Below are 15,893 nucleotides of genomic sequence, written 5' to 3'. Positions count from 1 at the left end.
TCAATAAACCCTGCATTTTCAAGGGATTGAAGATGTCGATATGTTGTCGCCTTGTCTCTTTTTGCAATCCGGCACAGCTGCGACAACCCGATTTCCGGGCGAGAGATCGAGAAGTAAGACAGCAGTTCAAGAGCTTTCGTAGCCGACGACATTGAGAACCTTTCAATTGCGGGGCGCAAAAAAAGTTTGACAGAAGTTCATTAACAAGGCAACCTTTTTTATAAAACAACGGTTCGTTATATGAACCACCAACTGGGAGCGCGAAATGTTGAAACTAACCAAATCCGCAACGGCCATGGCGATTGCGATTTCAGCGGTTGCTGGAGCAGCGCAGGCAGAATATCCGGAAAAACCCGTTGAGTTTGTTGTTCCATGGCCTCCGGGCGACCTGGAAGATGTCTTGACGCGTATGATCGCCGAGGACTTCTCAGAGGCTTATGGCGTTCCCACCGCTGTCGTGAACAAGCCCGGTGGCGGCGGTGGTCCATTCCCCGGTGCGATTGAAGTCGCAAATGCCCCCGCTGATGGCTATACGATTGGGTCATTCATCATCGCCATCCCGGTTGTGGGCCCGCAAATCGGTATCCCAGAGCTGAACCCCGACCCTTTCGTGCCGCTTGGCAACTTTCTAACCTATCCTTTTGTGATCGCGACGAGCGGTGACTCGGGCTATACGACTATGGAAGAACTGGCGGCCTACGCACAGGACAACGACGTTGTGCTCGGTCACTTCGGCGCGCCATTGGTTCCGACGCAGGTGACGCTTGGGCTGGCCAAGGAGATGGGTTTCTCCTACGCCTCTGACGCCGCTTTTGACGCGCTTGACTGCAACACTCTGGCGTCGGGCGACGTCGATGTCATCAACACTACGCTGCAGCTGATCCTGCCCTGCCTCGAAGATGTGAGCGTTCTGGCATCCATCGGGTCCGAGCGCATCAATTTGACGCCGGACACACCGACTGTGGCAGAACTTGCACCTACTCTGGACGTGTCTCTCTGGAATGGACTTTTTGTCCGTGCCGACACTCCTCAGGACGTGCAGGACAAAATCATCGCAGTCGCGGAAAAGACCGTGATGTCCGACCGCGCCCAAGCGCTGGCTGCCGAGACTGGCGCATTGGTTTACTGGCAGCCTGCAGCGGACGTAGTCTCGCAAATTGAGAAGGATACGCAGACTCTGGCCGGAATCGAATCCATGCTGTCCGAATAGGGCTGGACCTGCCTGCTGGGCAGCATTGGACTGCCCAGCCATCCACCTGCTTTCTCCTGCAACGGATAAATCCATGTCGCGCGTCAAAACGCTCCAGTCGCTCTTCAAGCGCTACCGCAGGCCCGGCGATATTGTCTTCGCGTGGCTAGTTCTAGTCGTCTCGGTCTTTCTTCTGTCGCAACTGATGGACCAAACCGCGTGGCGCAATGGCGGGAAACTGTTTGCGCAACCCCGGTTCTGGCCAGCGGTGTCGCTGAGCGGTATGGTCATCTTTGCCGCGTTTCACCTTTTGGGATCCGCCTTGTCCGAGCGCTTAGATGGCCGCTGGCAAGAAGTTCAGCTCTGGCTCGCGTCGTTGGAATATGCAGGCTGGTTTGTCCTGTATGCTCTGGTCGTTCCGTATTTGGGCTATCTGCCGTCCACCGTCTTGTTCGCTTTGGCATTGTCCTTGCGTGCCGGTTACCGAAAGGTTTCTACCCTGATCGCTGCGACCTTTTCGGCGGTGGTGATCGTGCTTCTGTTCAAGACCTTTCTGAAAGTCAATCTGCCGTCAGGGCTGATCTACGAGAGCTTGCCCGAGGGTCTGCGGCAGATCATGCTGACGCATTTCTAGAGGCCGCAAAATATGGAAAACCTGATTGCCGGACTGGAAATGCTTGCGCGCTGGGATGTCATGCTGGCCTTGCTCGTGGGTTCAATCGGCGGCGTGATTATCGGAGCAATTCCCGGCGTCGGACCGGCTGTCGCTATTGCGATTTTGCTACCGGCGACATTCTCCCTAGATCCAATCGTTGGTCTTACGATGCTGTTGGGAATTTACGGATCGTCAATGTACGGAGGTGCTATTCCAGCAGTTCTGATCAACACGCCAGGCACGGCGGTAAACGCCCTGACCTCGTATGATGGCTATCCGATGACAGAACGGGGTGAGGCACACCGTGCGGTATCACTCGCATATTCAGCATCGTTCTGGGGTGGCATATTTGGCATTCTGTGCCTGATCCTGCTGTCTCCGGTGCTTGCTTTAATCGCGCCAATGTTTGGTAGCCGAGAAATCTTTCTTGCCGCTTTGTTAGGCATCATTCTAGTGATCCTTGCGCATCGGGGGCAGATCTTTGCAGCAGGTTTGTTGGCGATGTTCGGAATCTTCCTGCAGACCATTGGCCTTGACGCAGTGACATACACACAACGCTACACGTTTGGGCTATCGTTCTTATCGTCGGGGGTGAACCTTATTGTGGTGGTGTTGGGCCTCTTCGCGCTCAGCCAAGCTTTTTTTCTATTAACAACACCCGACAGCAGCCCCGACGCCCAGCCAGTTACCGGCCGGATGGGGGCCGGTATTAAGGAACTGCTGGGCCACAAGCGCGTAGCAACTGTTGCGTCGAGCTTTGGTGTCCTGTTGGGGATGATCCCTGGCACGGGCGAGTTCACAGCCCAGTTCATGTCCTACACTTATGCGCAAAAAACTTCGAAAGATCCGGATAGTTTCGGTAAAGGATCCCCGGAAGGTCTGATTGCTTCGGAGGCGGCCAACAATGCGGTTCCGGCTGCGGCAATGATCCCGCTGCTTGCGCTTGGCATTCCGGGTGAGGCGCTGACAGCGATGATGCTGTCGGTCTTTTATGTTCACAATGTTATCCCGGGACCGCAGCTGTTCCAGAACAATATTGATCTGGTCTACGGCCTCTACTTTGCGCTGATCGCTTTGAACGTCATCGTTATGGTCTTTCTGCTGTTTTCGACAAACCTTATGACCAGGATTATCCGCGTACCGACTCGCTTTCTGGGTGTGATGATCTTGTTGTTGTCCTTTGTGGGTGTCTATTCGCTCCGCAATTCACTGACCGACTGCATGATCTCGGCAGGCTTTGGCGTGTTGGGCCTTGTTCTAAAGCGACTGAACTTGCCGATTGTCCCAATCATTCTGGGCATGGTCCTTGGTGGTATCATGGAGGTAAAGCTGCGCTCGGCTCTGCCGCGGTTGAAGACGCCACTGGACATGATCGACCGACCGATTGCGGCAATAATATTCGGTCTGATCGTCATTGTTCTGGCTCTGCACTTACGGACGCTGATCAAGGAATGGCGCGCTCATCAGCCGGAAGAAGACCACGACATGCACGACAGCCATACGAGGTAACTTGATGGATCAGTCCAAGATCGATGCCCTGCGGGCCCGACCGGTGGCCGCGTTTGATCACTTGATCGACGGCAGGCATGTCGCCGCTTCCGATGGTGGGCGGATGGAGATAATCTCGCCAATCGACGGGACGGTCCTGACCACGGTAGCGGCTGGTACACCTGCCGACATGGAAGCAGCAATCGCATCAGCCCGCGCCGCTTTCGACGATGGCCGCTGGGCGGGTCAACCACCAGCCGCTCGCAAGAAAGTGCTGTTGAAATGGGCCGATCTGATCGAGGTCAATGCCTTGGAACTGGCTGTCCTTGGTGTGCGCGACAATGGAACCGAAATCAGCATGGCGCTGAAGGCCGAGCCCCTCTCTGCCGCCGCGACGATCCGGTACTACGCAGAAGCCCTCGACAAGATTTATGGCGAGATCGCTCCGACACCCGGCAACATCCTCGGCATGATCTATAAAGAGCCTGTGGGTGTCGTGGGGGCAATCATCCCTTGGAACTTTCCGCTGATGATCGGTGCGTGGAAGCTGGGACCTGCTTTGGCGGTGGGCAATTCTGTGGTCCTAAAACCGGCCGAAACCGCGTCGCTGTCGTTAATGCGGATGGCGGACCTGGCGCTAGAAGCCGGACTGCCACCCGGTGTCCTTAACGCAGTCACTGGCAAGGGCCATGTCGTAGGCGAGACATTGGGCTTGTCGATGGATGTGGATGTCCTTGTTTTTACTGGCTCGGGGATGACGGGGCGGCGGCTGATGGAATATTCAGCGCGGTCCAATTTGAAACGGGTGTATCTGGAGTTGGGCGGCAAGTCCCCCAACATAGTCTTTGCCGACGCCCCAGATCTGGATGAAGCCGCCAAGGTTACGGCCGCCGGGATCTTCCGTAATGCAGGTCAAGTTTGCGTGGCTGGGTCGCGTCTGCTGGTTGAGGATGCGATCCATGACGATTTTGTCGCCGCTGTCGTAAAGGTGTCCGAAGCAATGCGTGTGGGTGATCCGTTGAGGATCGACACTCAAATCGGGGCTGTAAATTCAGAAGCGCAGTTGCAAGCGAACCTTGCTTTCGTTGACACCGCAACACGGGAAGGTGGGCGGGTTGTCATGGGTGGATCCCGTGTTTTGCAAGACACGGGCGGCTACTACATGGCCCCGACAATCGTGACCGGTGTGACCCGCGACGCGACTTTGGCACAAAAGGAAGTGTTCGGTCCGGTTCTGGGCGTTACCTCGTTCGCAACAGAGGAAGAAGCAATCTCATTGGCTAATTCCACAGTTTTCGGGCTTGCCGGGGCGGCATGGACCAGCAACCTCAGCCGCGCTCACCACATGGTAAAGTCCGTTCGAACCGGGGTCATGCATATCAACACATATGGCGGGGCCGATGGTACGGTGCCATTGGGTGGTGTAGGGCAATCCGGAAATGGATCCGATAAGTCTTTGCATGCCATCGAGAAATACGTGAATCTTAAAACCGCGTGGATAAAGCTATGAATGACGCAAAAACAATTCTGGTCATTGGCACCTTTGACACCAAAGATGATGAGCTTGGCTTCCTTTCGGGCGTGATCCGCGACCAGGGCGGCAAAGTCCTGACGATGGATGTCTCAGTACTTGGAGACCCGTCAAAGCCTACGGACTACTCGAAACATGATGTCGCCGCAGAAGGTGGCAGCACGATACAGGCCGCTATCGATAGCGGTGATGAAAACCACGCGATGCAAATCATGGCCCGAGGTGCCAGTCTGCTGGCGGCGCGCCTTCACGCCGAAGGACAATTTGACGGCATGATTGTGCTGGGCGGTACGATGGGTACGGATCTTGCGCTGGACGTGGCCTCGGCTCTGCCACTCGGCACCCCAAAATACATCGTCTCTACGGTATCCTTTTCGCCACTGATCCCTGCCGAAAGACTAGCTGCTGACACGCAGATGATCCTCTGGGCTGGTGGGCTGTATGGTTTGAACTCGGTCTGCAAGGCCTCCCTCAGTCAGGCTGCGGGCGCTGTACTAGGTGCTGCCAAGGCGGCGCAGAGGCCAAACCCTGACAAGCCGCTTGTTGGAATGACGTCACTTGGCACCTCTGCACTGAAATACGTGATCCCGCTGAAACCCGCGCTAGAGGCGCGCGGTTTCGAAGTGGCTGTATTCCATGCGACCGGCATGGGCGGGCGCGCCTTTGAAAGCCTCGCAGCACAAGGAGCCTTTGCCTGTGTGTTCGATTTCTGCACGCAGGAGCTGGGCAACCATGTCAACGGATCAAACATCTCGGCTGGTGCGGATCGATTGACAAATGCCGGGTTGACCGGAACGCCACAGATCGTATCTCCCGGGTGCTATGATCTGGTCGATGTGGTTGGCTGGCAGCCTGTTGCAACAAAGTGGGATAGTCACCTCAAGCACGCCCACAACCGCCTGATTACTTCGGTCGTTCTGCAAGCCGCCGAAACGAACCTGGTGGCGCTGGCCCACTGTGATCAACTCGCCAAGGCGAAGGGGCCCACAGCGATCATTCTGCCTGAGCATGGCCTGGGGGAATGGGATCGCGAGGGCGCGGACCTCCATAATCCAGATGGCCTTAAGGCGTTTCTAACAGGAATTGAAGCCAACTTACCCAAGACGGTCGAGGCACACAGGCTGGCTTGTCATATCAACGACAAGGCATTCTCGGACAAGGCGCTGGAGATTTTCGACGGCTGGCGGGCCGACGGGACAATCTCTGTCTAGTTGCACGCCGACACTTAGATGGCCAGAAGATCGATCGGTGCGGTATCGGTGGCCAAGATTCTAGATTGCACCTGCGGTATCGGAACCTGAAGGTCGCAATCCAAATCCCCACACGCGCCTGAAGGGTTTCCGTTTTCCAAACTCGGTTAATCCCTATGCAATTCAGTTGCTTGACTGCTGATCCCCTCGTCTTCGCGACTATGGGGACCAGGTCAGCAGCTTCAGATATTGGGCCGCTACACCTTCCTTCGCTTACCTGTGAAAGGTGACGATCCTGCTGCAATGGACCGCAGATAATCTGCGCTGAACCTTTCCGGTTTGCCTTACGAAAAAATTTAATGTCCGACATTATAGTTTATTTTGTCGGACATTAAATGTATCAATGATTGGACCATGATTCGGAGCAGTGGCACGTGGAAACAAGAACACCTCCACAAGAAACGGCTGAGAGTGTCGGCAATTCCCTGAAGCCGCTGCCGCCTGGCAGTAGTAGCCGGGACGTTCTGGATGCTCTCTCTGGAATGATCGAACTGGAAGGTTTGAAAGTAGGCGATCGCCTGCCGCCAGAGATCGAAATTGCAAATCAGCTTGGGATCGGACGGGCGAAGGTTCGCGAGGCCCTGACAAGCTGGCAGAACATGGGCATCGTTGTGCGGAATAAGAAAGCCGGGACGCGATTGGCGGCCGAGGTATCTGCCAACACGATCCACCTTCCATTCACGCTGAAGCTCGAAGCCGAAAGCCTTTTGCGGACGCACGCCGTGCGTCGGCCACTGGAAATTGAGGCAGCAAGGTTGGCAGCACTGAATTGCTCAGACTCGCAGCGGCTTTTGATTTCGGCCCGCGTTGCAGAACTCATAGCTGTTCATTCTGCGGGTGAGGACTGGCGTCAGGCAGACTACCGGTTTCACGCTTCACTGCACGAAGCGTGCGGAAACCCATTGTTCGGTCAGCTAATCCGGCAGATTCAAGAAGCCTTTAACGAAGTATACGAAGCACCATTCGGCCAACCGCACTTGGGTCAAGCCACAATTCCAATGCACACGCAACTTGCCGAAGCAGTCGTCGCTGGCAGAGCAGAAGAAGCCGCAAGGATTGTCGGTGAGATCATGGACATGGTCGAAGCAGAAGTCCTGGAAATCATGGAAAGTCAGAATGTCTGATTACAAAGACCTTGCAACGCGTCTTGCAGCAATCTTCCCGGACGCGGCAGGTTCGGTCACGCCGCCTATTGTTCAAACCTCACTATTCACTTTCGACAATTATCAGAGTTTTGAAGACCGGATGGCGGGAAGATCAGAAACAGCCATCTACACGCGCGTGGAAAACCCGACCGTCGCCGCGTTTGAAACGCTCATGGCTGAAGCCGAACAAGGTCAGACAGCCGTTGCATTTGCTTCCGGGATGGCCGCAATTTCTTCGACGCTGCTGGCATTTGTCAAACCCGGTGACCGGATTGCCTGCGTCGAACATGTCTATCCGGACACATTCCGGTTTATGGAGCGCATCCTGCGCCCGTTCGGGGTGCATATCGACTATCACGTGCCGGAGCGTTTCGAAAACGACCCCGAACTGCTTGCCGATGTAACGCTAGCCTATCTGGAGAGTCCCGGTTCCGTCGTTTTTGAGGCGATGGATCTGCGCCGCGTCGCAGAGCATGCCAGACGCCACAATGTGCTGACGATGATCGATAATTCATGGGCAAGCCCGGTATTCCAACGCCCCCTCACACTGGGCATCGATATCGTCATCCACTCAGCCTCGAAATATATCTCGGGGCACTCGGACACGGTTGCGGGCGTGGTGGTTGCCTCCAAAAACCATATCGCCCGCATCCGTGATCTGACACTTCCTTTGCTTGGTGCTAAACTGGCACCTTTTGAAGCGTTCCTGTTGACGCGCGGCCTGCGTACTTTGCATGCGCGCATGATGCAGCATCAGGCGACTGCCAACATCTTCGTCGATCGCCTGGCCACTGCTTCGCAGGTGAGGCGAGTCAACTCACCCGGGGCCAACGACGTTCCCGGGTTGACGGGGCGGTCCGGACTTATGTCGGTTGAGTTTGATGACAGTGTCGACATCGCAAAGTTTTCTGATGCTTTGAACCTATTCCGCCTCGGCGTGAGCTGGGGCGGCTTCGAAAGTCTGATCCTGCCTGCGCGCGTTGGGCTTGCTCAGGCTGGCGAACAGAACTCAATGCAGAAATTTGGGGTCTCACCCAATCTGGTGCGCCTGAGTTTGGGGCTCGAGTCGGCAGAAGATCTATGGGCCGATTTTGCTTCGGCTCTCGCCGAAAGTACGGCTTAGAACTGTTCGCTCAATAAAATCAACAGGAGGAAAACATGAAAAAACTACTATCAGGAATGACGGCTGCGGCCGTGTTCATGGGTTCGGCATCTTATGCCGAGACCACACTGAAACTGGTCGAGGTTATTACGAGCCCCGAGCGTACAGAGGTGCTTCAGGGGCTGGTTGATGAATTTGAAGCCAATAATCCCGACGTCACTGTCGAGATTGTATCGCTGCCGTGGGGCAACGCGTTCGAAAAGCTGGCGACAATGGTGGCAGGTGGCGACATCCCGGATGTGGTTGAAATGCCCGATACCTGGCAGGCTCTTTATGCCGGGTCCGATCAGCTGGTCAGTCTCAAGGACCATGTCGCTGGATGGGAACACGGGGCAACGCTGACAGACAAGACCGTTGCCATGGGCAGCCAGGCGGGTGATCTCTATATGATCCCGTACGGCTTCTACCTGCGGGCGATGTTCTACAACAAAAAACTGCTGGCCGAAGCCGGTATCGACACCCCTCCGACTACGATGGAAGAGTTCAAGGCTGCCTCTGCCGCGGTGTCCGAGCTTGACGGCAAGTACGGATACTGTCTGCGCGGTGGTCCCGGTGGAACAAATGGCTGGATCATGTTCGCCGCAGCCATGAACGGCACCAACGAGTTTTTCACAAAAGACGGTGTCAGCCGCATCAACGAGCCCGGCTCGGTCGAAGGCATCCAGTTCATGATCGACATGTATCAGAACGGATATGCGCCCAAGGACGCCGTCAGTTGGGGCTTTAACGAGATTGTGGCTGGTTTTTATTCCGGCACCTGTGCGTTCCTCGATCAGGACCCGGATGCACTGATCGCTATTGCCGAGCGGATGCCTGCCGAAGATTTCGCGGTCATTCCGATGCCTGTTGGACCTTCGGGCAAAGCTTTCCCGACCATTGGGTTCGCAGGCTGGTCGATCTTCAATGCAACTGAACATGAAGACGAAGCCTTTGATCTGGTTGCGGCCCTGTCGACGCCCAAAGCCAACGCCACGTGGGCAAAGCGTGTTGGCGTCATTCCGATCCACAAAGGCGCCGATCAGGATCCTCATTTCCAGACCGAGCAATTCAAAGGCTGGTTCGAAGAACTGAACGGTGAGCAATATGTGCCGACAACAATGCCAACCAACCTGGAGCAGTGGGGCTATTTTGGCAGCACACTTCTGCTGGAAACCAGTCAGGAAGCCCTGTTGGGACAGCGCAGTGCGCAGGACGTCGCGGATGAGTGGGCAGAGTTCCTCACCGACGAGCATGCCAAGTGGAAGGCAAAACAGTGATTTCGCGCATTCAGAAAACTGTCAGGCCCGGGGAAACCCGGGCACGACGCTCGCTCTACCTGCAATACATGGTCGAGCCTTTTTTCTATTTGTCGCCCGCAGTTCTTTTGATCGGTGCGGTGATCATGGTTCCGCTAATCATCGGAATCTCATATTCGTTCCAATCCATTGAGCTGTTAAAGCCTTTTGCTTCTGGCTGGATCGGTTTTGAAAACTACGGTGACCTGTGGCGAGACCGCAAGTTCTGGATCGCGATGGAGAACACGCTGTTCTGGACCTTTTGGTCGATAACGTTCCAGTTTCTGCTTGGCCTTGGCCTTGCTATGCTTTTGAATACGCAGTTCTTTGGAAAGAAACTTTTTCAGGCGCTTGTTTTCCTACCCTGGGCTGTCCCGACCTTCCTTTCCGCGCTGACTTGGGCGTGGCTTTTTAACCCTGTCATCGGCCCGCTGCCGCATTGGCTGGCCGCGCTTGGCATTCTGTCAGAGCCCTACAATATCCTTGGCGACCCCAAGCTTGCCATGTGGGGTCCGATCACGGCAAATATCTGGTTCGGCGTGCCGTTCTTTGCGATCACGCTGCTGGCGGCTTTGCAATCAATACCCGATGAGCTTTATGAGGCCGCAGAAGTCGATGGCGCGACCCCCTGGCAGACCTTCACCAAGATCACGTTGCCGTTTCTTGCTCCGATGATCGCGATCACCGTGATGCTGCGGACAATCTGGATCGCCAACTTTGCCGACCTGATCTATGTGATGACCGGTGGCGGGCCTGCGAATTCGACGCAAATCCTGTCGACCTATATCTTCACCACCGCTTTTCGCAAATTGGACTTCGGTTACGCGTCAACCATTGCTGTGGCGCTGCTGCTGATCCTTCTGATCTATGCCGTTATCCTGCTCTGGCTTCGCAAGAAGCTGGTCAAGATTTGAGGAGTTGGCCATGTCAGCTGTCAGGAAACCCAACCCCCTGCTGGTTGTGGGCAAATACGCGGCACTTGCGTTCTATCTGATCTTTGCGTTGTTCCCGCTTTATTGGTTGCTCAAGATCGGGTTGACCCCGGACGCGCTGATCTTTTCAGAGGGCACCCGGCTGTTTCCAAGCGAGGTCACCTTTTCAAATTTCAAGACGGTCATTTTTCAGACCGACTTTGTGGCCTATTTCCGGAACTCTCTTGTGGTGTCGCTGGGGGCTGCGTTCTTTACTACTCTGTTTGCGGCTGGGGCGGGCTATGCCTTTTCGCGCTTCGTTTTCGCGGGCAAACGCATCATCATTGCCTTGATGCTTATCACCCAGATGTTCCCGCTTCTGATGATCATTGCACCGATCTATAAGATTGTTGCCGACCTCGGACTGCTGAATTCGCTGACAAGTCTGATCGTTGTCTATACTGCGTTCAACATCCCCTTTGCTACTTTCCTGATGCAGTCTTTCTTTGATGGCATTCCCAAAGATCTGGAAGACGCGGCGATGATGGATGGCTGTACGCGGTTTCAGGCGCTGCGCAAAGTGGTGTTCCCACTGACATTGCCCGGTCTCGGGGCGACGCTTGGATTTGTCTTTACTGCCGCATGGTCCGAGCTGTTGTTTGCGTTGATGCTGATTTCAAAGAACGACGCGATGACATTCCCGGTTGGCTTGTTGACATTTGTTTCCAAATTCTCGGTCGATTGGGGGCAAATGATGGCGGCCGGCGTGCTGGCACTGATCCCCAGTTGCCTCTTTTTCATCTTCATTCAACGCTATCTCGTGCAGGGCCTCACGTCCGGCGCGGTCAAAGGATAGGAGGCCAGATCATGGCACGTATCGAACTTCGTGACGTTGCAAAACGCTATGGATCCGTTGAGGTCCTGCGCAACATCAACCTTGAAATTCAGGATGGTGAGTTCATCGTTCTGGTCGGCCCGTCAGGCTGCGGCAAGTCCACTTTGCTGCGCATGGTTGCTGGTCTTGAACCGATATCAGGCGGCGACTTTCTGATCGATGGCGAGCGTATGAACGATGTGAGGCCAAGAGATCGGGACATCGCGATGGTATTTCAATCGTATGCGCTTTACCCGCATATGGATGTTGCGCGGAACATGGGTTTTTCGATGGAAATCCGCAAAGCTCCGGTGGCTGAACGCATATCAAAGGTCGCCCAGGCGGCAGAGACGCTGGGGTTGACCAAATTGACGGATCGCTTGCCCAAGGCCCTTTCGGGTGGTCAACGTCAGCGGGTTGCCATGGGGCGGGCCATCATCCGGGACCCACGCGCCTTTCTGTTTGACGAGCCTTTGTCAAACCTTGACGCGGCTTTGCGTGTCGAGATGCGGCTGGAGATTGCGCGGCTGCATCAAAAACTAGGTGCGACCATGATCTATGTGACCCATGATCAAGTCGAAGCGTTGACGCTGGCAGATCGGATCGTTGTTCTGAACGCAGGGGATATCCAGCAAGTCGGCAGCCCGCTCGAGCTTTATGAAAGACCGGCCAACAAGTTTGTTGCGCAATTTATCGGCTCACCCACCATGAATGTTGTGCCCGCTCTGGGAACCGAAACAGGTGTGAATGTCGGGAATGGGGTTGAAATCAGGATGCTCGATCAACCCCTTACCGCTCAGGCGAAAGAACTGGGTGTAAGGCCGGAACATATCGATGTTGTGGACAACGGTGCCGGTGATCTGTCGGCCGTGGCGGATGTTGTTGAACATCTGGGATCGGACACGAACATTTACGTCAATGCCGAGGGGATAGGCCCCATGATGGTGCGCAAGCATGGCAATATCCCCGTGAAATCCGGGGACCATCTCGGTTTGCGTATTCAAGCGCAGAATGCACATCTGTTTGCTTCGGATGGTACAGCGTTGCGACGGGCTTGCTGAGATGGTGGATAATTTAGAAGATCGGGCTTCGTCGCACGCGACAGAACTCCATCCGCGGGATCTTTAGATGAACGAAAACCAGCTGTTGCTACCTGGGTCGCAGTCCGAAGCCGGGTTTTGGATTGAAACGTCAAGACATCGCGATTGGTTGATGAACGAGGCCAAGCGGCAACTTACGTTCTTCAGCGCGAGTTGCCGGGATGAGCCTGGGTTTCATACACTTGGTCACGATGGCAGCCCTCTGCCCGGCAAGCTGCAGGAGCTGCACACGACGACCCGGTTGATTCATTCTTATGCACTAGGACATCTGTCTGGTTTTAAAGGCGCTGAACGGATCATTGATCACGGCATGACATTTCTCGAAAGCCATCACCGAGATCGCGACCACGGCGGATATCTCTGGGCGTTGGATGGGGATCAGATCAAGGATGACCGCAAGCTTGCTTATGGGCATGTCTTTGTCCTTCTTGCCTCGGCAAGTGCGAAACTGGCGGGTCACCCCGATGCAGACAAGCTAATGACAGATGTCCGAAGTGTTCTGGAAAAACACTTCTGGGACGAAGAAGCAGGCCTGTTTCGCGATGAATGGAACAGGGATTGGACGCCGTTTTCCACATATCGTGGAATGAATGCGAATATGCACGGCGTTGAGGCGATGCTGGCGGCCTTTGAGGCCACAGGGGACGAGATTTATCTGTTCCGGGCTGGTCGCATTCTGGACTTCTTCATTGGTAAAATAGCACCCAGTGAAAACTGGCGGCTTCCCGAACACTATTCGTCTGATTGGCAGATCAACCGGGATTATGCGGGTGACCCGATGTTCAGACCTTCCGGAACAACGCCGGGGCATTCGTTCGAACTGGGGCGGCTTCAGCTTCAGCATTGGGATTTGTCGGGCCGAACCGACCCCAATGCTCTGGATAGGGCGCGCCGCTTGATTGCGCAGGCTTTGAATGATGCGTGGCTGCCTGGCGGCGGTTTGGCCTATACACTCGATTTTGATGGCCGCGTTGCCAATGCATCGCGGTTCTGGTGGCCCATCACCGAAGCCATTGGGGCGGTTGCGGCTCTGATCGCGCTAGACAGAAGGCCAGAAGACGAGGAGTGGTACAGAAAGCTCTGGACCTATGCGAATGAAACATTTGTGGATCATCAGCATGGCGGCTGGTTTCCAGCAGTGGATGGGGCAGGCGCTGTAGTGACATCTATTTTTGACGGCAAGCCGGACATCTATCACTCGTTGCAAGCCTGTCTGTTTCCGCTGTCAGGACGTCTGTCGAGGATGATACCGCTTGAGAAACCGGAATACTCCGACAAGCCTCAGACGCCGTTTTCTTAGTCTGCTCAAAGGTTCACTTTGCGGGGTCTGTTGTGGTGAACCGCACGGAACTGCCAAGAGCTTTGGTGGTGGTTGATCAATACATAACACCGCGTATGCCGGTTAGTGACCGGTTTTGGCAATAAAAAGGAGCGCGACATGACAGACACGTATCAGTGATGCACGCGGCTGGAATGCAGGCTGTCGTCTTCCAGACCTGCCGGGGTTGATTTTGCCTTGTAAGGAGCGTTTCTTTCACACCTTGAGTTAGATGCCCTTCATCACCCGATCTGCCACAGCTTTTCGCAGCGTCCCGTCTCATCTTCTAACCATGCTATGATGCGCCGAAGCGTTCTCGTTTATTCGAACTCTTCAAACGTCTCTCGCACAGCATCGTCAACGGCCCCGGCCAGCAACCTGCCACCATCGTTGTCGCAGGCGTCTTCAAGCTCTTCGACGAACTCGGTCTTGAGATCGCCCAGATATTCTTCGGGGACGGTGGCCACGACATCGATCTGACGGTTGTAGAGCGACACCATCGCCATCAGACGCACGATCTGGCTTACCTGATCGGGGTCATCCTCATGCTCTGCAAGAACACTGGCGCAGCTAAAATGCATGAACGGTGCAGCTGTGGCGATGATTTCGTCCATCTCCGCATCGGCAGAGGCAGTGCTCGCCAGCGCGGTCATGCATATCCCAAAAATGGCCGAATGGGGAACAAGTTTCATGTGATCTACCTCATTTGTCTAATAGCGTTCGGCACGCGCAGCGTGGCCCTAGCGTTTTTTACGATAGCCGGCGATGGCTCCGACGACGGCTCCGGCCTTTGCCCCGTCACTGCCGGAAACAAGATACCCAACACCAGCCCCCACGACCGCACCGCCAACTGTGTTCTTTGTTCGTTTTGACTGGGCCTCTGCTGGTAGTGGTAAGGCCAGGATTGCAGCCATCAGCAAGGCGAGTGCGGTGGCCTGTGACTTTGTTGAAAACGGCATATCTCGGTCTCCTTATCGGTTCAGTTGACTCGTTCGGCCGATGGAAAGGTCCAAGTTCCATCCAGAATTTCGGCGCGCGGCTGGTACAGGCGGACGGTGTAGTTCCAGTTTGGCGGGGTCGGGATACAGTTGTTCCGGCCATCGTCACATGCGCCGAAATTGATAGTGTATGACCCGTCCTCGTTGGGCTTGGCTGAAACGTTGTTGTAACTGTTGCGGCCAAGCTCGTTCGGCTCAAGATAGCCGTCGGCATTGTAAACTGTGATCGACCAAAACGCGTCGACCGGGACGTCGCTGACCGTAATCGCATGGGGTGTTTCACCATCATTTGCATCGACACTGGCGATAACGGCCGATGCCGTGCTCGCCGGTTGCCCGGCCCAACCAGCGATGGCGCCGACCAGGTGATCGATCGGGTCGACCTCGTCCTTGCGGCCAAAGGCATTGGCAGCATCAAAGCCGACCGCGCTTGCCAAATCGTTCACCGCCTTGCGCGCTTCGACCAGGCTTTCCATATCCCAGTCCGGAGCCTCGAACGGGCCGTTGCCACCGCCGCTGAGCACGATTCCATCCTGCGCCGCATGTGCCTTGGTCAGATCTTCTGCGTCAGCAGCATCAACAAATGTCCGGAATAGGATAAACGCAAAGCGTGTGCCGACATTTTCCTCGGTCAGGTCATAGGTGCCCGGCGTTGCCTCGACAAAGGCATAGTGATCCTGGCTGATAGCTAGCATCGACTGAAAGCGACCATCGCTTTCGGGCAAAGTAATTTGAACCGGCTGGGATAGGTCTAGGATCACCGCGGAATAAAGCGTGTCCTGATTTGCGCGGATGATCGGCTGCGGAGCATCCGCTGAAACCAGCGCACGTTCGTGCACGATTTCGCCCACGCCTACCCCATAGGCGGCAAGATTTGCCCGGATCATCGTGTCAGATTCCGCCCGCACAAGGTTGTGGATGCGCACCTGTTCAGACACGGCAACAGAGGGCGCGCAAAGCGCAAGGGCAAAAAGAAGACGTCGCATGAGAAATCCTTT

The 15,893-nt window shown here is 55.3% G+C and carries 15 protein-coding genes and 1 pseudogene; 12 read left to right on the top strand and 4 right to left on the bottom strand.

The window, feature by feature from the left end; translation table 11 throughout:
- Positions 1 to 5 precede the first annotated feature (5 nt).
- A pseudogene (locus I9182_RS20455) lies at positions 6 to 152 on the bottom strand (helix-turn-helix domain-containing protein); the annotation flags it as partial.
- 113 nt (positions 153 to 265) lie between these two features.
- On the opposite strand from I9182_RS20455, the gene I9182_RS17090 reads away from it, so the two are divergent.
- From I9182_RS17090 to I9182_RS17035, 12 genes are all read left to right on the top strand, one after another.
- Complete coding sequence (locus I9182_RS17090; protein ID WP_209599094.1) at positions 266 to 1,210, top strand: tripartite tricarboxylate transporter substrate-binding protein; 945 nt, start codon at positions 266 to 268, stop codon at positions 1,208 to 1,210.
- A gap of 73 nt (positions 1,211 to 1,283) precedes the next feature.
- Positions 1,284 to 1,823, top strand: a complete 540-nt coding sequence (locus I9182_RS17085) for a tripartite tricarboxylate transporter TctB family protein (protein ID WP_209506767.1) — start codon at positions 1,284 to 1,286, stop codon at positions 1,821 to 1,823.
- A 12-nt stretch (positions 1,824 to 1,835) separates the two neighbouring features.
- Positions 1,836 to 3,353, top strand: coding sequence for a tripartite tricarboxylate transporter permease (locus I9182_RS17080; protein ID WP_209506768.1), 1,518 nt, complete (start codon positions 1,836 to 1,838; stop codon positions 3,351 to 3,353).
- Positions 3,354 to 3,357: 4 nt separating this feature from the next.
- Entirely contained in the window at positions 3,358 to 4,842 is a 1,485-nt protein-coding gene (locus tag I9182_RS17075) for an aldehyde dehydrogenase family protein (protein ID WP_209599093.1), read from the top strand.
- Entirely contained in the window at positions 4,839 to 6,074 is a 1,236-nt protein-coding gene (locus I9182_RS17070; RefSeq protein ID WP_209599092.1) for a Tm-1-like ATP-binding domain-containing protein, read from the top strand. The genes I9182_RS17075 and I9182_RS17070 overlap by 4 nt, the downstream gene beginning before the upstream one ends.
- Positions 6,075 to 6,487: 413 nt before the next feature.
- A complete protein-coding gene (locus I9182_RS17065; RefSeq protein ID WP_348540342.1) occupies positions 6,488 to 7,237 on the top strand; it encodes an FCD domain-containing protein in 750 nt (249 codons plus the stop codon).
- The gene (locus tag I9182_RS17060; RefSeq protein WP_209506771.1) at positions 7,230 to 8,381 is read left to right on the top strand and encodes an aminotransferase class I/II-fold pyridoxal phosphate-dependent enzyme; all 1,152 of its coding nucleotides are present in this window, start codon (positions 7,230 to 7,232) and stop codon (positions 8,379 to 8,381) included. Before I9182_RS17065 ends, I9182_RS17060 begins: the two co-directional genes overlap by 8 nt.
- A gap of 35 nt (positions 8,382 to 8,416) precedes the next feature.
- The gene (locus I9182_RS17055) at positions 8,417 to 9,676 is read left to right on the top strand and encodes a sugar ABC transporter substrate-binding protein (protein ID WP_209599091.1); all 1,260 of its coding nucleotides are present in this window, start codon (positions 8,417 to 8,419) and stop codon (positions 9,674 to 9,676) included.
- Positions 9,658 to 10,608 (top strand): sugar ABC transporter permease, encoded by a 951-nt coding sequence (locus I9182_RS17050; RefSeq protein ID WP_209599090.1) that lies wholly within the window; start codon positions 9,658 to 9,660, stop codon positions 10,606 to 10,608. Before I9182_RS17055 ends, I9182_RS17050 begins: the two co-directional genes overlap by 19 nt.
- Positions 10,609 to 10,618: 10 nt before the next feature.
- The gene (locus I9182_RS17045; RefSeq protein ID WP_209506774.1) at positions 10,619 to 11,461 is read left to right on the top strand and encodes a carbohydrate ABC transporter permease; all 843 of its coding nucleotides are present in this window, start codon (positions 10,619 to 10,621) and stop codon (positions 11,459 to 11,461) included.
- An 11-nt stretch (positions 11,462 to 11,472) separates the two neighbouring features.
- Positions 11,473 to 12,540 (top strand): sn-glycerol-3-phosphate ABC transporter ATP-binding protein UgpC, encoded by a 1,068-nt coding sequence (gene ugpC / locus I9182_RS17040; protein WP_209599089.1) that lies wholly within the window; start codon positions 11,473 to 11,475, stop codon positions 12,538 to 12,540.
- A gap of 67 nt (positions 12,541 to 12,607) precedes the next feature.
- Positions 12,608 to 13,879: an AGE family epimerase/isomerase gene (locus I9182_RS17035; RefSeq protein WP_209599088.1), complete on the top strand. Its 1,272-nt coding sequence runs from the start codon at positions 12,608 to 12,610 to the stop codon at positions 13,877 to 13,879.
- Between the two features lie 338 nt (positions 13,880 to 14,217).
- Here I9182_RS17035 and I9182_RS17030 read toward each other — a convergent pair whose 3' ends face one another.
- From I9182_RS17030 to I9182_RS17020, 3 genes are read right to left on the bottom strand one after another with little or no spacing between them, the layout of a single operon-like run.
- Positions 14,218 to 14,589: a hypothetical protein gene (locus I9182_RS17030; protein WP_209599087.1), complete on the bottom strand. Its 372-nt coding sequence runs from the start codon at positions 14,587 to 14,589 to the stop codon at positions 14,218 to 14,220.
- A gap of 48 nt (positions 14,590 to 14,637) precedes the next feature.
- On the bottom strand, positions 14,638 to 14,856 hold the full coding sequence (locus I9182_RS17025) for a glycine zipper 2TM domain-containing protein (protein ID WP_245220605.1): 219 nt from the start codon (positions 14,854 to 14,856) through the stop codon (positions 14,638 to 14,640).
- Positions 14,857 to 14,876: 20 nt separating this feature from the next.
- Entirely contained in the window at positions 14,877 to 15,881 is a 1,005-nt protein-coding gene (locus tag I9182_RS17020) for a DUF1214 domain-containing protein (RefSeq protein WP_209599086.1), read from the bottom strand.
- Positions 15,882 to 15,893: the final 12 nt, after the last annotated feature.

It is taken from the genome of Ruegeria sp. HKCCSP351, assembly GCF_017872535.1.
In the GTDB taxonomy this organism is placed as follows: Bacteria; Pseudomonadota; Alphaproteobacteria; order Rhodobacterales; family Rhodobacteraceae; genus Ruegeria.
The sequence above is the reverse complement of the archived record's forward strand: the minus strand, read 5'-3'. Positions and strand labels throughout refer to the sequence as shown.